The organism is Paenarthrobacter sp. 2TAF44 (genome assembly GCF_052114885.1).
In the GTDB taxonomy this organism is placed as follows: domain Bacteria; phylum Actinomycetota; class Actinomycetes; order Actinomycetales; family Micrococcaceae; genus Arthrobacter.
Genome location: NZ_JBFRFP010000002.1, coordinates 112,165 through 129,341, shown reverse-complemented (window position 1 = coordinate 129,341; position 17,177 = coordinate 112,165). Strand labels below are relative to the sequence as shown.

The 17,177-nt window shown below is 62.3% G+C and carries 17 protein-coding genes; 10 read left to right on the top strand and 7 right to left on the bottom strand.

The window, feature by feature from the left end:
* Nucleotides 1-98: 98 nt before the first annotated feature.
* On the bottom strand, nucleotides 99-731 hold the full coding sequence (locus AB4Z15_RS03035; RefSeq protein ID WP_442016002.1) for an isochorismatase family protein: 633 nt from the start codon (nucleotides 729-731) through the stop codon (nucleotides 99-101).
* 133 nt (nucleotides 732-864) lie between these two features.
* Between AB4Z15_RS03035 and AB4Z15_RS03030 the strand changes: the two genes are divergently transcribed.
* Nucleotides 865-1,821, top strand: coding sequence for a GlxA family transcriptional regulator (locus AB4Z15_RS03030; protein ID WP_442016001.1), 957 nt, complete (start codon nucleotides 865-867; stop codon nucleotides 1,819-1,821).
* 57 nt (nucleotides 1,822-1,878) lie between these two features.
* Complete coding sequence (locus AB4Z15_RS03025) at nucleotides 1,879-2,469, top strand: TetR/AcrR family transcriptional regulator (RefSeq protein ID WP_442016000.1); 591 nt, start codon at nucleotides 1,879-1,881, stop codon at nucleotides 2,467-2,469.
* On the opposite strand, the gene AB4Z15_RS03020 is transcribed toward AB4Z15_RS03025, so the two are convergent.
* A complete protein-coding gene (locus AB4Z15_RS03020; protein ID WP_442015999.1) occupies nucleotides 2,470-3,105 on the bottom strand; it encodes a LysE family translocator in 636 nt (211 codons plus the stop codon).
* A gap of 162 nt (nucleotides 3,106-3,267) precedes the next feature.
* Between AB4Z15_RS03020 and AB4Z15_RS03015 the strand changes: the two genes are divergently transcribed.
* Nucleotides 3,268-4,680, top strand: coding sequence for an aldehyde dehydrogenase family protein (locus AB4Z15_RS03015; protein WP_442016189.1), 1,413 nt, complete (start codon nucleotides 3,268-3,270; stop codon nucleotides 4,678-4,680).
* 116 nt (nucleotides 4,681-4,796) lie between these two features.
* Nucleotides 4,797-5,654: a prephenate dehydratase gene (locus AB4Z15_RS03010; RefSeq protein ID WP_442003360.1), complete on the top strand. Its 858-nt coding sequence runs from the start codon at nucleotides 4,797-4,799 to the stop codon at nucleotides 5,652-5,654.
* Between the two features lie 3 nt (nucleotides 5,655-5,657).
* Here the strand turns inward: AB4Z15_RS03010 and AB4Z15_RS03005 are convergent, their stop codons facing one another.
* The 4 genes from AB4Z15_RS03005 to arsB are packed head-to-tail and all read right to left on the bottom strand — an operon-like array spanning nucleotide 5,658 to nucleotide 9,640.
* Nucleotides 5,658-7,040, bottom strand: coding sequence for an FAD-dependent oxidoreductase (locus tag AB4Z15_RS03005; RefSeq protein WP_442016188.1), 1,383 nt, complete (start codon nucleotides 7,038-7,040; stop codon nucleotides 5,658-5,660).
* 45 nt (nucleotides 7,041-7,085) lie between these two features.
* Nucleotides 7,086-8,063: a thioredoxin-disulfide reductase gene (gene trxB, locus AB4Z15_RS03000; RefSeq protein ID WP_442016187.1), complete on the bottom strand. Its 978-nt coding sequence runs from the start codon at nucleotides 8,061-8,063 to the stop codon at nucleotides 7,086-7,088.
* Between the two features lie 40 nt (nucleotides 8,064-8,103).
* Nucleotides 8,104-8,526: an arsenate reductase ArsC gene (locus AB4Z15_RS02995; protein WP_442015998.1), complete on the bottom strand. Its 423-nt coding sequence runs from the start codon at nucleotides 8,524-8,526 to the stop codon at nucleotides 8,104-8,106.
* Nucleotides 8,516-9,640 (bottom strand): ACR3 family arsenite efflux transporter, encoded by a 1,125-nt coding sequence (gene arsB / locus AB4Z15_RS02990; RefSeq protein WP_442015997.1) that lies wholly within the window; start codon nucleotides 9,638-9,640, stop codon nucleotides 8,516-8,518. The genes AB4Z15_RS02995 and arsB overlap by 11 nt, the downstream gene beginning before the upstream one ends.
* A 110-nt stretch (nucleotides 9,641-9,750) precedes the next feature.
* Between arsB and AB4Z15_RS02985 the strand changes: the two genes are divergently transcribed.
* The 3 genes from AB4Z15_RS02985 (at nucleotide 9,751) to AB4Z15_RS02975 (ending at nucleotide 12,990) form a co-directional block, all read left to right on the top strand.
* Nucleotides 9,751-10,143, top strand: a complete 393-nt coding sequence (locus AB4Z15_RS02985) for an ArsR/SmtB family transcription factor (RefSeq protein WP_442015996.1) — start codon at nucleotides 9,751-9,753, stop codon at nucleotides 10,141-10,143.
* Between the two features lie 77 nt (nucleotides 10,144-10,220).
* Nucleotides 10,221-10,703 carry a GNAT family N-acetyltransferase gene (locus tag AB4Z15_RS02980; RefSeq protein WP_442003409.1) on the top strand — a complete coding sequence of 161 codons (483 nt, stop codon included), beginning with the start codon at nucleotides 10,221-10,223 and terminating at the stop codon, nucleotides 10,701-10,703.
* A 52-nt stretch (nucleotides 10,704-10,755) separates the two neighbouring features.
* Entirely contained in the window at nucleotides 10,756-12,990 is a 2,235-nt protein-coding gene (locus AB4Z15_RS02975; protein WP_442015995.1) for a PEP/pyruvate-binding domain-containing protein, read from the top strand.
* A gap of 4 nt (nucleotides 12,991-12,994) precedes the next feature.
* On the opposite strand, the gene AB4Z15_RS02970 is transcribed toward AB4Z15_RS02975, so the two are convergent.
* Nucleotides 12,995-15,166: an MMPL family transporter gene (locus tag AB4Z15_RS02970; protein WP_442015994.1), complete on the bottom strand. Its 2,172-nt coding sequence runs from the start codon at nucleotides 15,164-15,166 to the stop codon at nucleotides 12,995-12,997.
* 161 nt (nucleotides 15,167-15,327) lie between these two features.
* On the opposite strand from AB4Z15_RS02970, the gene AB4Z15_RS02965 reads away from it, so the two are divergent.
* The 3 genes from AB4Z15_RS02965 to AB4Z15_RS02955 all read left to right on the top strand — a co-directional run bounded on the left by AB4Z15_RS02965 (nucleotide 15,328) and on the right by AB4Z15_RS02955 (nucleotide 17,176).
* A complete protein-coding gene (locus AB4Z15_RS02965; RefSeq protein ID WP_442015993.1) occupies nucleotides 15,328-15,837 on the top strand; it encodes a MarR family winged helix-turn-helix transcriptional regulator in 510 nt (169 codons plus the stop codon).
* Nucleotides 15,838-15,881: 44 nt separating this feature from the next.
* Entirely contained in the window at nucleotides 15,882-16,697 is an 816-nt protein-coding gene (locus AB4Z15_RS02960; protein ID WP_442003368.1) for a methyltransferase domain-containing protein, read from the top strand.
* A 119-nt stretch (nucleotides 16,698-16,816) separates the two neighbouring features.
* Entirely contained in the window at nucleotides 16,817-17,176 is a 360-nt protein-coding gene (locus tag AB4Z15_RS02955; RefSeq protein WP_442015992.1) for a YciI family protein, read from the top strand.
* Nucleotide 17,177: the final 1 nt, after the last annotated feature.

Here is a 17,177-nt window from a genome sequence, read left to right as displayed (position 1 = left end):
TCTTGTCCGGGACCTGTGATGGGTCAGGATTTATTTTCTATAGGTGTAGAGAATAACTTACGTGTTAGCTCAGTCACAAGGCCTGGTCCACATTGTTTCTAAGAAACTGCAGCGCTCCCCGCCGTTGCCGACGTGCCCAGATCACTCATTTCCAGTGCGCGCCCGACTTGGAGTGCATCCGCCCATTCCCCCATGGAGGCAACGGCGGCCCAGTTGGAGTTCAACAGCGCCATAAGCGTGGTGTGCACGGTTTTCGCGTCCGCCGCACCTGCATCATTGACGAGGTTGATGGCGCCAGTGGCATCTGAGAGGACTTCAGTGGTGAATCCAAGGAACTCCGCTTCAACGGCCGAGGCAAGGATGCAGTTGTTCGTCATGTAACCCACCAAGGTGACGGTATCGACGTCGTGCTCCCGCAGCCAGCCAGCGACGGCCGTGCCAGCGTAAACCGAGCCGTAACGCTTGATGACCTCTTTCCATGAAGCAGTCCGGCGCGCTTCGACGTCCGGGTGGAGATCAAATTCAGGCGTTCCAGGGGCGAAGACCGGCGCGCCTTCTCCTTCGCTGTGCTGTATCGCCAGGATGGGAATTCCTGCGGCGGCCGCGGCATCGATGGCCTTCACGATCATCGGAAGTGATTCCTGGTGCTTCGGGTACTGGATCTCAAGGGGTCCGCTGAAGTACTGCTGCTGGACATCGACAAGGACAAGGGCGCGGCGGGGGGTGCTCATACTTTTCTCCCAAATAGCGGATCGTTGCTCGCCAACTGGCGACCCTTCCATCATTGGCGCCCCAGTCAGTAACTACCAGTGGCACAAATGCCCATATACGATGGAATTGGGCCAAAGCACTAAGGAGGGCTGCATGCGGATCGCTGTCTACGCATTCGATGACGTCACAATGTTTCATCTGGCGGTTCCGCAGATGGTTTTCGACGAAGTCACACGGCAAGGCTTGGCTGAGTGGAACACAGTGCTCTTCTCAGACGAGGCGGGCCCTATTCGAACCACCGAGGGTTATCAATTAGGGGAAATCCAAGGGCCGGATGCCGCAGAGCAGGCAGACGTTGTGGTGGTGCCGTCGTGGTTCGCGGACGGACGTGAAACCAGCGAGACTCTACGCAAGATCCTTCAACAGGCTCACGAGCGCGGCGTAACTATCCTGGGGCTTTGCCTTGGCACCATCCCAGTCGCCGATGCCGGCCTCCTGAGCGGACGTTCTGCCGTCACACATTGGCAGGCCTTCGACGCCCTGGCCAACCGGCACCCCGATGTATTCCTCGATCAAAGAGTGCTCTACATCGATCACGGAGACGTACTGACTTCCGCGGGGACAGCATCCGGACTGGATGCTTGCCTCCACCTGGTTCGGGCCCGTCTGGGAGCGGAGGCAGCGAACCGAATTGCTCGCAGCCTGGTCATCGCCCCACACCGTGAGGGCGGACAGGCGCAGTACATTGAGCATCCCCTTCCACCACGCTCCTCGGATGATCCAGTGGCGCGCCTGCTGGAGTGGGCCTTGGGCCGGCTGGGCGAGGACCTCAGCATCGATCGCCTCGCGGCCCAGGCCCACATGAGTCGCCGTACTTTCGTGCGCGCTTTCCGTGCCTCAACAGGGACCACACCCTCGGCATGGATACGCACGCGACGACTCGATGCTGCCCGGCGATTACTGGAAACCACAGACTTGTCGGTAGATCAGATTGCGGCTGACTGCGGATTTGGCAGCCCTGTGACGCTCCGGCAGAACTTCGCAAGCGCGTTTGCCATCACACCCACGGAATACAGACGCACCTTTGACGCTCAGTCAGCGCCCGCCTGAAACGTAAGATGAGACCCAAGACCTGTCTGCCACACATTTCTCCGGGAGCCCCCTAAAGTGCCAAAGATTGTGGACCACGATCAACGACGCCTCGAACTGGTGGACGCAACCTGGCGGATCATCGCAAGGCTGGGCATTGAAGGCGCTACCATGCGGGAAATTGCCGAAGAAGCCGGCTTCGCCAATGGCGCCCTCAAGCCCTACTTTCCCACCAAGGATCTGCTGCTGACGTCAGCTTTCGGGCACGTTTTCAACCGCACCAACCAGCGCATTGCCGCCGTGACGTCTGGTCTGGCCGGCATCGCTGCCCTCCGCGCCTTCTGCGCCGAAGTCCTGCCACTGGACGAGGAACGGGTCAACGAAGCCCGCATCGTTATCCCGTTTTGGCAGAAGGCACTCAACGACGCCGAGATGGCGGCCCTGCACAGCGAGTCCATGAACCAGTGGCACACCACTATCACGGCACATACGGCAGCAGCCCGCGCGGCCGGCGAGATTACCGCCCCCATTGGGGACGCCGCCGTCGCCGATCATCTGCTCAACATGATGCTGGGCGCCCAGATCGTGGCAGCGCTTTCGCCCGGAGAGCACTTCGCCCAGGACCTTGAAGGGCAGCTGGACAACTATCTGAGGTTGCTGGCTGGCTAGCTAACTGGTGGCGCCCGACGCCACCACGCCGACGCCCAGTCCGGCGATAACCCCGCTGCTGACACGCTCGACGGCGGTACTCACCTTGGGGCGCTTGAGCCACCTCATAGCCTTGAACGCCACCACTGCGATCATCGAGAGGTAGGCAAAGGCAATGACGGCAACCACGATGCCCAGGATGAGTGACGTGCCCATAGTGTCACCGCCGTGCGGGATGAACTGTGGGACCACGGCAAGGTAGAACAGGCCCACCTTGGGGTTGAGCAGCGTGGAGAGCGCTCCTGCCCCCAGTGCCGCAAGCCGGCTGTACGGGAGGGGCGCTTCCGACTCTGTTCCGCCTGCCGTGGCAGCTTTACGGGACTTGATGAACGAAGAAACGCCGAGGTACAGCAAGTACAGGCCGCCCGCGATCTTCAGCCATCGGAAGAGCTCAGCCGACTGTTCCAACAGCGCGGCCAATCCGATGCCCACCAAAGCAGCCCACACAATTGCGGCACCTGCCGATCCTGCCGCCGCAGCGATTCCGGCGCTGGGCCGGTTCAGGGCAATACGCAGGACCAGGAACGTATCCGGGCCCGGGGTCACGGAAAGGACCAGGCAGAGACCGGCGAAGGCGGCGAGGGAAGCAAGAGTCACCCGCCAAATTATCCGGCACGATCGGGTCCACTGGAAAGCGTTCGCTTCCCGTCAAGGGCTGTTCGTGCATAGACAAGGCGGCCACGCGTGACGCCGACCACACTGGAATCATCGCCGCGCGCCTCACTGGCCGCCAAGACTTACTACCCGAGCGGAGTACCAATGGAGACTTACGACGCCCTGCTGGCCTCGATCACCCCGGCCCCCGGCCAGAACAGCCGCACGATTCTTGACCCCGCAACGGGTGAGGCTGTCGGTGAAGCCCCCGTCCACACCGTTGAAGATCTTGACGCCGCTGTTGCAGCTGCCTCAGCTGCACAGCCGGCCTGGGCTGCCTTGGGCCACGACGCGCGGTCCGCTGCGCTCATGAAGGCCGCCGACGCCGTCGAACGCTCTGCTGAAGAGCTCGCCCAGTTGCTCTCCCGCGAGCAGGGCAAGCCGCTGAATGGGCCGAATGCCCGCTTCGAAGTCGGCGCTTGCGCCGCCTGGCTCCGCGCGACTGCCGCCACGCCGCTGGACCCTGAAACCGTGGTGGACGACGGCGAGACCCGCGCCGAACTGCATTACCGGCCCATCGGCGTCGTGGGTGCCATCGGACCCTGGAATTGGCCCATGATGATCACCGTCTGGCAGATCGCCCCTGCCCTCCGGATGGGCAACGCAGTGGTGGTCAAGCCCTCCGAATACACTCCGCTGTCCGTGCTGGCGTTGGCCGCAATCATCAACCAGGAACTGCCCGAGGGATTGCTGTCCGTGGTTTCCGGTGGCCGCGACGTCGGCGAGGCCCTGGCCGCCCATGAGGCAATCGGCAAGGTCATGTTCACCGGCTCCACAGCCACAGGCAAGGCCATCATCCGTTCCTCGGCGGATACGGTCAAGCGCCTCACGCTGGAACTCGGCGGCAACGACGCCGGCATCGTCCTTCCCGACGCCGACCCGAAAGCCATCGCCGAGGGCCTGTTCTGGGGTGCGTTCATCAATACCGGCCAGACTTGTGCCGCGCTGAAGCGCCTCTACGTCCATGACTCGCTGTACGAGGCAGTGTGCACGGAACTGGCAGCTGTTGCTGCTGCGATGCCGATGGGCAACGGCCTGGACGAGAACAACGTCCTTGGCCCGCTGCAGAACCGCCAGCAGTACGACATCGTGGCCCGACTGGTGGAGGCTGCCCGCGCATCCGGTGCCCGCGTCCTCCTCGGTGGCAACCCCGACGCCGATCAGCCCGGCAACTTCTACCCCACGACCCTGGTGGCCGACATCGACAACGACAACCCGCTGGTGGCCGAGGAACAGTTCGGCCCTGCCCTGCCGATCATCCGGTACAGCACCGTTGACGAGGCCGTCGCCAAGGCAAACGCCCTCGACGTCGGACTGGGCGCCTCAGTCTGGTCCTCCGACCTGGCTGCCGCCCGCGAGGTTGCCTCCCGTATCCAAGCCGGAACCGTGTGGATCAACAAGCACGGCGCTGTGGACCCCCGCATCCCGTTCGGTGGCGCAAAGCAGTCCGGCTATGGCCTGGAGTTCGGCGTCGAGGGTCTCAAGGCCCTGGGCGTTCCGCAGATCATCAATGGCTAGTCCCGGCCCCCTGGCTGGCCCAACTGGGGGACAGATAACGTCGCTCTGAACCGTCATAGCGCCGTTATCTGTCCCCTAGTTGGGTTGAGGGTGCTCCGCGTGAAAGCATGAGCACCATGGCCCAGAAGATTGCGTATCAAGGTGAACCGGGAGCCAATTCGGATCTCGCGTGCAAGGAAATGTTCCCCGAGCTCGAAAGCGTGCCGTGCGCCAGCTTTGAGGACGCGTTTGAACTGGTTTCCACGGGCGAAGTCGAGCTGGCGATGATCCCGATTGAGAATTCCATCGCCGGACGCGTGGCTGACATCCACGTGCTGCTCCCCCAGTCCAAGCTGCAAATCGTGGGCGAGTACTTCCTCCCAATCCGATTCGACCTCTTGGGCATTCCAGGCAGCACGATTGAAGGCGCAACAGAGGTTCACAGCCATATCCATGCTTTGGGTCAGTGCCGCAAGATCATCCGTGAAGCCGGCCTCAAGCCAGTCATCGCCGGAGACACTGCCGGATCAGCCAGGGAAGTGCGCGACTGGAACGATCCCCGCAAGCTTTCTCTCGCTCCTCCGTTGGCCGCAGGCTTGTACGGTCTGGATGTCCTGGCCTCCGGTGTCGAGGATGACCCGACCAACACCACCCGCTTTGTGGTTCTGGCGCGGGAACGCGAAATTCCCACCAAGGACGAGCTCCCCGGTCCTGCGATCACGAGCTTCGTGTTCCGTGTGCGCAACGTCCCCTCAGCGCTCTACAAAGCGTTGGGCGGTTTTGCGACCAACGGCCTGAACATGACCAGGCTTGAGAGCTACATGGTGGGCAACGAGTTCGCGGCCACAATGTTCATCTCCGACGTCGAAGGGCACCCTGGGGACGCACGTCTCCGCCGGGCGCTGGAGGAGCTGGAATTCTTCACCACGGAGGTGCGGATCCTGGGCGTCTACGCCGCCGACGGTTATCGCGAACGGAACACCGTCAACGCCTAGCGACTAATTCCCGGAACGGCCGTGCGCGAGTCCGGTCGGGAAGCCGACGAAAGCTGGCTCGGGTGCTGCGCAGCAGCCCGACTCCGCTTCTACGGTTACAGCCGTGGCGGCCGTGGCGGGAACATCGCAGCTGGTCCCGGCGTCGGTTGAGCAGACTCCAGTTTCGGGCAATTCCAGATGCACTATGTCCGCCGCTTGGTGGTCACCAGCCAGTGCAGCGGCGACTGAACGGACCTGCTCATAGCCCGTTGCCAGCAGGAAGGTAGGGGCACGGCCATAGGACTTCATGCCTACGATGTAGAAGTCTTTCTCAGGATGCGCCAGCACCTTGGCACCGTGTGGAGGGACAGTGCCGCAGGAGTGGAATTCGGGGTCAATCAATGGGCCGAGTTCAGTGGGTGCTTCAACGGCAGGATCGAGGTTGAGGCGGAGTTCGCGCAGGATCTCCAGATCCGGGCGGAAGCCGGTGCAGGGAACGATGACATCGACATCCAGCGTGCGTCCGTCAACGGATTCAACGCTCACTCCGGAATCGAGCGTTTTCAGGCCAACTATGCCGAAACGTGTGTGCAGTTGGATGTTGCCGGTTTGGACGAGCCTGCGGAGCCTCGCGCCGAGTTGGCCCCGGGCGGGCAGTCCATCGGCGTCTCCGCCACCGTAGACCTTCTCTGCGGAGCCGCTTCGCACGGCCCAAAGGATCCGGGTGTTGGGTTCGTCCTTGGAGAGTTCGGCCAAATTGATCAGGGTGTTCGCAGCCGAGTGTCCAGCGCCCACGACGAGAACGCGACGGCCGGCAAAGCTGGTCCGGTCCCGGCCTTCGACGTCTGGGAGCGGCGAAGATATGCGGTTCGCTGCCGTGTCTTCGCCAATGGCGGGCAACCCTGAGGTGCCCAGTGGATTGCGGGTTGGCCACGTGCCGGAGGCGTCGATGACTGCAGCCACAACGTGATCGCGCGTTTCGCCGTCTGCGTGCTCCACCCTGACCAGGAAAGGAGTGGTGTCCCGATCACGGAGGTGGGTCTTGTCCAGTCCTCGGCGGGTAACTGCGATAACGCGGGCCCCCGTCTGCAACCGGGACGCGATGACCGGCATGGCTGCCAGCGGGGTGAGGTAGTTGTCGATGAGCTCCCCGCCATAAGGCAGTGCCGTGGGACGCAGAGATTCCCAGCCTGATTGTTCCAGGAGGCGGACGGCAGCGGCATCGATATTGAACCGCCAAGGCGAGAAGAGCCGAATGTGGCGCCATTGTTCAATGGCGGCACCTGCAACGGGCCCAGCTTCAAAGATGACTGGCTCGAGGCCACGTTCCAGCAAGTGCGCTGCTGCGGCCAAACCGACCGGGCCGGCACCGATCACCGCGACGGGAAGGTTCTTCGCTGGCTCCATGGTGTCCTCTTTCATCGTTGAAGATCCTCAGGCGCTTAAAGTTCCTCAGGCGTGGGTGGGTTCTTCCACCAGTGCCGTAGCTATGCTGTCTGCGTCCTCAAGTGCCGCCAGAAATCGTTCCGCATCCAGCGCTGCAGCACACCCTGTTCCGGCGGCGGTGATCGCCTGGCGGTACCGGTGATCCACTGCATCCCCGCATGCGAAGACCCCGGAGAGATTGGTGCAGGTGGTGGGCGAATCGACCTTGATGTATCCCTCAGCGTCGAGGTCTACTTGACCGGCGACAAGCTCGGTGCGGGGCAAATGACCGATGGCAACGAAGATCCCTGTGGCAGCCTGCTCCCGGGTTACTCCAGTGCGGGTATCAGTGAGAGTCACTCCGGTGACTTTGGTGTCGCCGTGGATCTTGGTGACGGCGGAGTTCCAGGCGAAGCTGATCTTGGGATTGTCCTTGGCGCGCTGGGCCATGATGCGCGAGGCACGAAGTTCATCCTTACGGACCACGACGGTGACGGACTTGCCGAAACGTGTCAGGAACGTGGCTTCTTCCATGGCAGAGTCTCCACCGCCGACCACGATGATGTCCTGTTCCCGGAAGAAGAAGCCGTCGCAGGTGGCGCACCAGGACACGCCGTGTCCGCTGAGCTTTTTCTCTTCCGGCAGTCCGAGTTCCTTATAGGCCGAGCCAGTAGCGAGGATGACGGCGGGCGCTTCGTGCGTCTCCCCCGCTCCTGTGACCACCCGCTTGAGGTGAGCTTTCAGATCAACTTCCGTGACGTCGTCGAACACGATGCGGGCGCCGAACTTCTCGGCCTGCTCCTGGAGTCCGTCCATCAACTCGGGACCCTGGATACCGGCGGGGAAGCCGGGGAAGTTTTCGACCTCGGTGGTATTCATCAAAGCGCCACCCGCAGTGACCGAACCGGCCAGGACGAGCGGTTTGAGCCCTGCCCGGGCGGCATAGATGGCCGCGGTGTAGCCAGCCGGACCCGAGCCGATGATGATCAATTGTTCGGCGCTGATGCCATTACTCACGAGAATCTCTCCTATGGGGGAAGCCGGATTACCTGGAGGCAGGGATGAGGGAGTCGATCAGGCCCTCGATACGTGTCTTTATTTCATCCCGAATAGGCCGGACCGCGTCAACACCCTGGCCAGCTGGATCTTCCAGGACCCAGTCTTCATACCGCTTGCCGGGGAAATACGGGCATTCATCACCGCAGCCCATGGTGATGACGACGTCGGATTCCTTGACGGCTTCGGTGGTGAGTACCTTCGGGATTTCGGCGGACATGTCGATGCCCAGTTCAGCCATGGCCTCGACGGCGGCCGGGTTGACCTTGTCGGCGGGCTGGGAACCGGCGGAGCGGACCTCGATCTCGCCCTTGGCAAGAGTGGTCAGGAACGCGGCAGCCATCTGGGATCGGCCGGCATTGTGGACGCAGACGAACAGGACGGAGGGCTTCTTGTTGGCTTCAGTGGTCATGCTTCTCCTCCAAGGGTGGGGCAGCGATCATCGCGGGGGTGAAATAGCGCTTGCGCGCCCAGAGGGCTACATACACAAGTGCAACAAGGACTGGTACTTCAATCAAGGGCCCAACGACGCCGGCAAGTGCCTGACCCGATGTGACCCCGAAAGTTCCAATGGCCACTGCGATGGCCAATTCAAAGTTATTGCCGGCGGCAGTGAAGGCGAGTGTGACGGTTTTGGCGTAACCGAGGTTCAGCCATTTGCCTATCGCGATTCCCGCCCCGAACACCACGAGGAAGTAGACCAGCAGTGGCAGCGCGATCCGGAGGACATCCAGGGGCCGGGCCATGATGGTTCCACCCTGCATGGCGAAAAGCAGCGTGATGGTGAACAACAACCCGTACAGCGCCCAGGGCCCGATCCTTGGAAGCATGTAGGCCTCGTACCAGTCACGGCCCTTCGCCCGTTCACCCAGCCACCGGGTGAGGAAGCCAGCTAGCAGTGGAATGCCCAGGAAGACCACTACCGATGCCGTGATCGCCAAGAAAGAGAAGTTCGCGCTGGTGGTGGGCAGGCCCAGGAGCGCCGGAAGCCACTGGAGGTAGAACCAGCCAAGGCCTCCGAATGCGATCACTTGGAACACCGAGTTAACGAATACCAGCACGGCAGCCGATTCGCGATCACCGCAGGCGAGCTCGTTCCAGATCATCACCATGGCGATACAGCGGGCCAAGCCGACGATGATGAGTCCCGTGCGGTATTCGGGCAGGTCAGGAAGGAAAATCCATGCCAACCCGAACATGAACGCTGGGGCCAAAAACCAGTTGATAACCAAGGAGGTAACCATCAGCCGACGATCCGTCAGCACGCTGCCTGCTTGGTCGTACCGCACCTTCGCGAGAACCGGATACATCATGACCAATAGCCCAACGGCAATTGGCAAGGACACGTCGCCAACCTTCACCGCTTCCAACCACGAATTGAGGCCCGGGACGAGACCTCCCAAAAGCAGGCCGAGCGCCATGGCGGCGATGATCCACACCGGCAGCAAACGGTCCACTGCCGAAAGCCGTCCTACGACGGCGGCGCCGCCCTCAGGCTTGCGGGCTGTGGTCTGCGTCGTGCTCACTAGGCTCCTGGGATTCTGCCCGGCAACAGCCAAGGCATTAGATTGATGAAGTTCGATATAAGTATCAGCATCTATATCGATGATTGTCAATCTATGTGCATAATTGATGTATGGACTCACCGCAAACCCTTCAACTGCTACACGCGGACGAACTCCCAGCTGTGGATAGGCCGGCAAGTGCTGGCGATGAAGCTTGCTGCGAGCCTTCAGCCCAGCCCTCCCTCGATGCTTATGAAGCCCAGGTCCGCGCCTCTGTGTTTAAGGCACTCGCTGATCCCAACCGCCTCCGCCTGTTGTCCATCGTCAAGAGCGCGGACGGCGGCGAAGCGTGCGTCTGCGATCTCACCGAGCCCTTGGACCTCGGCCAGCCAACGGTCTCACACCACTTGAAGATCCTGGTGGATGCCGGCCTTCTGCACCGCGAAAAGCGGGGCACATGGGCGTACTACTCCTTGGTCCCGGGTGCCATTGAGCGGACTTCCGGCCTGCTGGAGACCCTGTGAGAAGCGAGACAACAGGGACAAGGGAGACCACACCCAACATCCCGTCAATGCGCAACAGCGAGGTCCAGACCCGCAAAATGACCCCGCCCGATTGGCCGGTTGTCAGGGAAATCTTCACTGAAGGCATCGAGTCCGGGAATGCCACGTTCGAGCCCGCTGCTCCTGAGTGGGAGCAATTCGACGCTACAAGACTCAAGGATCACCGGTTGGTCGCGGAAGCAGAAGGCCGGATCCTCGGTTGGGCAGCCGTATCCGCGATCTCCTCGCGTGCAGCGTACGCGGGCGTCGTGGAGCATTCCATTTACGTGGCCGGGGAAGCCCGTGGTTTGGGTGTAGGCAAGGCCCTTCTCCGCGCGCTGATCACCTCCACTGAAGAAGCAGGAATCTGGACGATCCAGGCCAGCGTATTTCCCGAGAATGAAGCGAGCATCCGGCTGCATGTCGCGGAGGGCTTTACAGTTGTCGGCCGACGGAATCGGATCGCCCGTATGCCTCTTGGCCCACTCGCGGGGCAATGGCGCGACACCATAATGATCGAAAGACGCTCCGCGACTATCTAAAACCGCCACTGTCTGAAACCGGAAGTGTCTGCGAAGAGGGAGAGCCGTGGCTATGAGCGAGTTTCCGCAGCTTGGCTCTGCGAGCGCAGACCGGGCGGTGTTGGGCAGCAAAGCAGCCACTCTTTCCGAGCTCACGGCAGAGGGTTTCAAGGTGCCAGCGGGGTTCGTCGTCACGTCGGAGGTGGTGGGGCAACTCGGCAATAACCTCGCGGGCGCTCTGAAAGTTGCTGCCGGCAGGATAGGCCCGGGGCCGTACGCTGTCAGGTCCTCTTCCGCCGCCGAGGACCTCGACGGCGCTTCTTATGCAGGTCTCTACGAAACCTTTCTGAACGTTGAGCAGGATGACCTCGAGCATGCTGTGCGGCAATGCTTTGCCTCCGCTGCGGAGCAACGAGTTGCAGCGTATGAGACTGCTCTCGGAGCAGCGGCCCGCGGCGATGCGGCAAGCCCTTCCATGGCGGTACTCGTTCAACAGATGGTCCAGCCCCATGCCGCCGGCGTTGCCTTTACTGCCAACCCACTGACCGGCGACCTCGACGAAACCATTGTCACTGCCGTCGCGGGTCTTGGGGAGTCGCTGGTGTCCGGTGAAGCAGTCGGAGAGCAATGGACAGTCCGCGCCAGCGACGCCACGTGCAACAGGGACGGCAACATCCTCACCTCGGACCAAGCACGGCAAGTAGCGGCGCTGGCCCGTCGGATCCACGAACGAGCGGGAGTGCCGCAAGACATCGAGTGGGCGCTGGACCACGACGGTGCCCTATTCCTTCTTCAGGCCCGCCCGATGACGGCGCTTCCCACCCCAGCAGCTTGGACGGCTCCGGGCGAAGGCCTATGGGCACGGAACTTCAGGCTCGGTGAATGGCTACCAGATCCCATGACGCCGCTGTTCGAGGACTGGCTTCTGCCCCGGATCGAGGCCGGGTATCTCGACGGCATGGAGGACGATATTCAGGTGCGGGTGCCGTTTCGTTACGGCTCCGTCAACGGCTGGTACTACAACGCCCCGCCGATTCCGTCCCCAAGGATTGTGGCGCCTTTGATAGTTCGAAGCCGTGGTCGCCTGCCATGGTTCCTTTTCAACGTCCTTCTCCGGGTCTCCCGCAATCCGGCTGCGGCGCACCGCGCTGTTCTCCATGGGCTGGAACTGAAATGGCGACACCAGCTGCTGCCCGACTATCGGGAACTCGTGCGCAGTGCCGAGCAGGAAGTGGACACCGCATCCCCGGCAAGGCTCATCGAGCTTGTGAATGCCATCGCCCAGCAGGCGGGAATCTACCTCTGGTCACTGGCCGTGGTCGGCGGATCTGCTTGGAAAATCGAAGCGGCCCTGGCCAGGTTCTGGCAAAAGCACCTAGCCGCTCCCTTGAGCGACAAACCCGCAGGGCTGCTCGGCCATCAGGCACTCCTCCGCGGCCTCACAGGCAGCAGCGCGACACCTCCGGGATCGGCCGTTTACTCCCTGGACTGGTACCACCCGACCTCCGGCGAGGCCGGCATCCGAAGCCCTCAAACGCATTCAACCACCGCAGGCCAGGAGGCGCTTGACGCACAGCGGAAAGCAGCGGAGGCAGCGGCAAGGGAAGTGCTGCTTGATAGTCCGAGGGCCCTCACCAGCTTTGATTCCCTCCTGACGATGGCCCAGTACTACGCCGCCCTACGGGAAGAACAGTCCCTTTACCTCACCTTGGGATGGCCGGTCTTGCGTCGTTGCGCCCAACGGCTGGGAGAAAACCTCGCCGCCGCAGGAGCCATCCAGGACCCACAGGACATCCATTTCCTCCACCTGAGTGAGGTGATGAACGCCTCGGCGGACGAAAGGGAGCTAGTAAGAAGCCGCCGTGCAACGTGGCAGATGCAACGTCGTCTGGACGCACCACTCATCATTGGCGAACCCGGCAGGTTTGGAGCTGATCCCGTGGCGAGCGCAGTGGAGGCAGCCAGGACAACCCACAAGATACCCTCCGGCGCAATCGTCGGCCACCCGGCCAGCACGGGACGCGCCACGGGCAGGGTGCGGGTTATGTCAGACCTGGAGGAATTCGACAGCTTCCTCCAGGGCGAGATACTCGTAGCGCGATCCACGGCACCGGCCTGGACGCCCCTTTTCGCTCGGGCCGCCGCGGTGGTCACCGACGGCGGAACCCTCGCCGCCCATGCGTCGCTGGTTGCCCGGGAATACGGGATACCCGCCGTCGTCGGAACCGGCAACGCTACGCGGCTGCTCAAGACGGGCCAACGAGTCACCGTGGACGGAGGCGTGGGCTACGTCGTCGCGGCCGAATGACGAACTACCGCCCCACCGCCGTTCGCTCCTCCTCACGAGGACGCTCCACTGCATCAGCCCGGCGGCCTGGCTTCCCTGGCCACCAAATCCGGTGTCCGATGTCGTACGCGAGCGCCGGCACCAGTAGTGAGCGGACCAGAATTGTATCCAGCAGCACCCCGAAGGCCACGATGAACGCCAACTGCACCAGGAACATGATGGGAATGACTCCGAGCGCGGCGAAGGTTGCAGCCAACACAACACCCGCGGATGTAATCACACCACCCGTAACGCCCAAACCCCGCAGGATTCCGGGTCGCGTCCCATGCTTCAACGATTCCTCACGCACCCTGCTCATCAGGAAGATGTTGTAGTCCACGCCCAGTGCCACCAGGAAGACGAACCCGAAGAGGGGAACCGTGGCATCGGCACCTGAGAATCCGAAGACGCCGTTGAACACCCACGCTGAAACACCCATTGCTGCCGCATAGGACAGGACCACGGACAACACCAGCAGCACAGGCGCCACAACGGAGCGCAGCAAGAGCATCAGGATGAAGAGGATGACTACCAGGACGATGGGGATGATGACCACCAAGTCGCGCTGTGCGGTGGTGTTGGTGTCCAACGCAGTGGCTGTGACCCCACCGACCAGGGCGCCGGCGTCGGCCTCTTTTACTGCCACCCGCAAGGACTTAACTGTTTCTTCAGCTTGAATCGAGTCGGCGGCAGAGTCGAGTGTCGCATTGATCAGCACCTTGCCCTCACGGACGGCGGGATCGGTCGGAGTGCCCGGGGCGCCGGTGATCGGCACATTTCCGTCAGCCAGGAGATAGGCGTCCCCCACGCCGTCGGCCGCTTTGACCTTGTCCAGCACTTCCTGCGCGGCACCTTCGGAGGCGACCACGACGGCGGGGCTGCCGCTGCCGGCATCGAAATGCCGCGCCAGCGCGTCCTGGCCGTCCACGGCGTCGGAGGCTGAGAGGATGACGTCCGTTTGTGGGACACCGTTGGCCTTCAATTGAAGGACGCCTGCCGAGGCCACGAGGAGCAGCAGGACCGAAGTCACCCATACGGCGCGCGGCCGGCGGGAAACCAGGGACGCAGTTGCGCGCCACAGACCCTTTTGTCCTTCAAGTCCAGTAACCAGCTCGGGTTCGCGTTCGTCGTCGGGCAGGAGCTTGGGACGGAAAGGCCAGAAGGCGGCGCGGCCCAGCAGGGCCATGAGCGCTGGCAGGAGGGTAAGTGCGGCGAAGAGCGAGCAAAGAATTCCGGCAGCTGCCACGGGGCCAAGCGCCTTGTTGGAGTTCAGGTCGGAGAAGAGCAGGCAGAGCAGGGCGATGATGACGGTCGCGCCGGACGCCAGGATCGGCTCGAAGGAGGCCTTCCATGCCGTGAGTACCGCCCTCGTACGGTTGGTGGTGTGGGTCAGTGCCTCGCGGAATCGGGCCACATACAGCAGCGCATAGTCGGTGGCCGCGCCAATCACCAGGATGGACAGGATGCCTTGGCTCTGGCCGTTCAGCTGGATCCAGCCCAGTTTGGCCATCGCGAACACCATGAGAATCGCGGCGCAAAGCGCAAAAACCGATGTCAGGAGGACCGCCAGAGGCAGCACGAACGAGCGGTACACGAGCAGCAGAATGACAAACACGGCGCCAAGCGCCACGAGGAGGAGGATTCCGTCGATGCCACCGAACGCGTTCACGAGATCAGCGGTCAGGCCCGCGGGACCCGTGACAAACGCTCGCATTCCCTCCGGGGCACCCGGCTGAACGAGGTCCCGGAGCTCCTGGATCTTGTCGCGCAGTTCATCCGAAGACGCTATTGGCACAATGAATTGGACCGCTTTGCCGTCCTCCGAGGGAAGAGGCCCGACGACGGCGTCCCCCAGTTTGAGTGCCTCAATGTCAGCTTTCAGCTGGGCTGCTTCGCTGAGCTGGGCCAGGCTGAAAGCAGTCCCGTTCTCGACAATGACCACTGCAGGGATCTCCTTGGAGTCCCGGAACTTCGCCTGCCAGTTGGCTGCTTCCGTCGCTTCGGCACCTGCCGGGAGGAACGAAGCCTGGTCATTGGAGGAGACCTCGTCCAACCGCCCGAACGTTGGGCCGCCAATGCCGGCAATGCCAAGCCACGTGATGACAAGCGCCACAGGCACCAGCCAACGAAGCCAGAAAGGTACCTTCTGCGGGTTCATGAGTCCTTCTTCCGAGACGTGGGGAAGCCTTTATTCCACCACAGAATATCTCTACAATGGAACTATTCCAAGAGTGAACCATTTTACTGATGCCTGGTTCCTGTTGGGCTGGGAGTAATATCCGACAGGGCAGTAATTACCAACGCAATCGGGAGGGCAGGATGGCTGCAGCTTCAGGCCCGCACCCCGGTGGCGAACGCCCGGAAACAGCGGCACCCCAGGACTTGGTGCGGCTCCTTCAGGACTTCACTCTGGAAGCCAACCACTATGTCGACGCAGCCGGCGGCCGGAACGACATGCACCGGACGGATCTCAACGCCCTTGCAGTGATCATGCGACATTCTGCCGCCGGTCGAGTTGTCACCCCTGGCATCCTGCGCAATGAACTACGGCTGAGTTCCCCCGCCACCACCGCACTGGTGGACCGCCTCCACGCGTCGGGACACGTAGTGCGCGAACGCGTCGGCACGGACCGGCGCCAGATCCAGTTGGTCATGACGCCGAAGGCATACCGGGATGGAAGTGCCATGTTCATGCCGCTGGCCGTCCGCATGGGCCAGGCCATGGGCGCGTACAGTGCTGACGAACTGGATGTGGTCCGACGCTTCATGTCCGACATGATCGAGGCCACCATAGCGGCCCGCACGGAAACCGCGGAGAACGGCAACTAACCGCGTTCCGCCTAAATCCATGATCGAAGTTGTAGCGTTTCCCTATGAACGCGCAGCAGCCTGAAGATGTCTACACCCACGGGCACCACGAGTCGGTTGTCCGGGCCCACGCCTCACGGACGGCCGAGAATTCGGCCGCGTTTGTCATTCCGCATCTCACCCCGGGGACGTCGGTCCTCGACGTCGGGTGCGGACCAGGCAGCATCACGTGCGATTTCGCGGGGCTGGTCGCGCCAGCTCAGGTCATCGGCCTGGACCGCTCGGCGGACATCGTCGCCCAGGCAACGGAACTGGCGAAGGACCGTGGCGTGAACAACGTAGAGTTCCGCACGGGCAATATCTACGATCTCGAGTTTGAGGACGAGACCTTCGATCTCGTCCATGCCCATCAAGTCCTGCAGCACCTTACTGATCCCGTCGCCGCCCTGCGTGAGATGCGCCGCGTGGCAAAACCGGGCGCGATCGTGGCAGTCCGCGACGCCGATTTCCACGGCATGAGCTGGTACCCGGAAGTCCCCGAGCTCGACGACTGGATGGAGCTCTACCAGAAGATCGCACGGCGCAACGGTGCCGAACCGGATGCCGGCCGTCGATTGGTCTCGTGGGCACAGCAGGCAGGCTTCGCCCAGGTGGCGCCCAGCAGCAGCAACTGGCTCTATGCCACGGCTCAACAGCGGGCGTGGCAGTCGCGCGTGTGGAGTGAGCGTGTCCTTCACTCCGCCTTTGCCGAGCAAGCCCTCGAGTACGGGTTCGCCAATGAGGCCGATCTCGCCCGGATCGCTGCGGGCTGGCACCGCTGGGGAGCCACGGACGATGGCTACTTCCTGATTCCCAACGGCGAGGTGATCGCCCGGGCCTAGGTTGCACGTGAAGGAACTTTCCAAAAAAAACTTTGCCGAACCATGTAGAAAAGCGCCCCGCAGTTCCGACCCATGAGTGAAAGCACCCAAACAGGGCGCCACTTCATAAGGAGTTTGAGATGAAATACATGATCATGATGTTCGGGTCCGCCGAGGGCATGATGGAAACCGCCGATCCGGAGTGGATCAAGGAAATGATCGGGTTCATGATCCAGATCGACAAGGATCTCCGCGATTCCGGTGAACTCGTCTTTAATGCAGGCTTGGCCGATCCCGGCACAGCGAAGCTCGTCAAGCAAACCCCGGACGGCATCATCACCACCGACGGCCCGTACGTCGAATCCAAGGAATCGCTGATCGGGTACTGGGTGGTGGACGTGGCCAGGGAGGAACGCGCCGTGGAAATCTGCTCGAGCATCGTCAAGTACTCGCAGGTGGTGGAGCTGCGCGCTATCCCGGACGGTCCCCCGGAGGTCTAGT

What these genes read in the sequence shown, in the direction of transcription:
- AB4Z15_RS02960 (WP_442003368.1), top strand. Translation starts at nt 15,882, where the DNA reads ATGAACGCGCAGCAGCCTGAAGATGTCTACACCCACGGGCACCACGAG.
- AB4Z15_RS03030 (WP_442016001.1), top strand. Translation starts at nt 865, where the DNA reads ATGCGGATCGCTGTCTACGCATTCGATGACGTCACAATGTTTCATCTG.
- AB4Z15_RS02980 (WP_442003409.1), top strand. Translation starts at nt 10,221, where the DNA reads ATGACCCCGCCCGATTGGCCGGTTGTCAGGGAAATCTTCACTGAAGGC.
- AB4Z15_RS02955 (WP_442015992.1), top strand. Translation starts at nt 16,817, where the DNA reads ATGAAATACATGATCATGATGTTCGGGTCCGCCGAGGGCATGATGGAA.
- AB4Z15_RS03015 (WP_442016189.1), top strand. Translation starts at nt 3,268, where the DNA reads ATGGAGACTTACGACGCCCTGCTGGCCTCGATCACCCCGGCCCCCGGC.
- AB4Z15_RS02985 (WP_442015996.1), top strand. Translation starts at nt 9,751, where the DNA reads ATGGACTCACCGCAAACCCTTCAACTGCTACACGCGGACGAACTCCCA.
- AB4Z15_RS02995 (WP_442015998.1), bottom strand. Translation starts at nt 8,526, where the DNA reads ATGACCACTGAAGCCAACAAGAAGCCCTCCGTCCTGTTCGTCTGCGTC.
- AB4Z15_RS03010 (WP_442003360.1), top strand. Translation starts at nt 4,797, where the DNA reads ATGGCCCAGAAGATTGCGTATCAAGGTGAACCGGGAGCCAATTCGGAT.
- AB4Z15_RS02970 (WP_442015994.1), bottom strand. Translation starts at nt 15,166, where the DNA reads ATGAACCCGCAGAAGGTACCTTTCTGGCTTCGTTGGCTGGTGCCTGTG.
- AB4Z15_RS03035 (WP_442016002.1), bottom strand. Translation starts at nt 731, where the DNA reads ATGAGCACCCCCCGCCGCGCCCTTGTCCTTGTCGATGTCCAGCAGCAG.
- AB4Z15_RS02975 (WP_442015995.1), top strand. Translation starts at nt 10,756, where the DNA reads ATGAGCGAGTTTCCGCAGCTTGGCTCTGCGAGCGCAGACCGGGCGGTG.
- AB4Z15_RS02965 (WP_442015993.1), top strand. Translation starts at nt 15,328, where the DNA reads ATGGCTGCAGCTTCAGGCCCGCACCCCGGTGGCGAACGCCCGGAAACA.
- AB4Z15_RS03005 (WP_442016188.1), bottom strand. Translation starts at nt 7,040, where the DNA reads ATGGAGCCAGCGAAGAACCTTCCCGTCGCGGTGATCGGTGCCGGCCCG.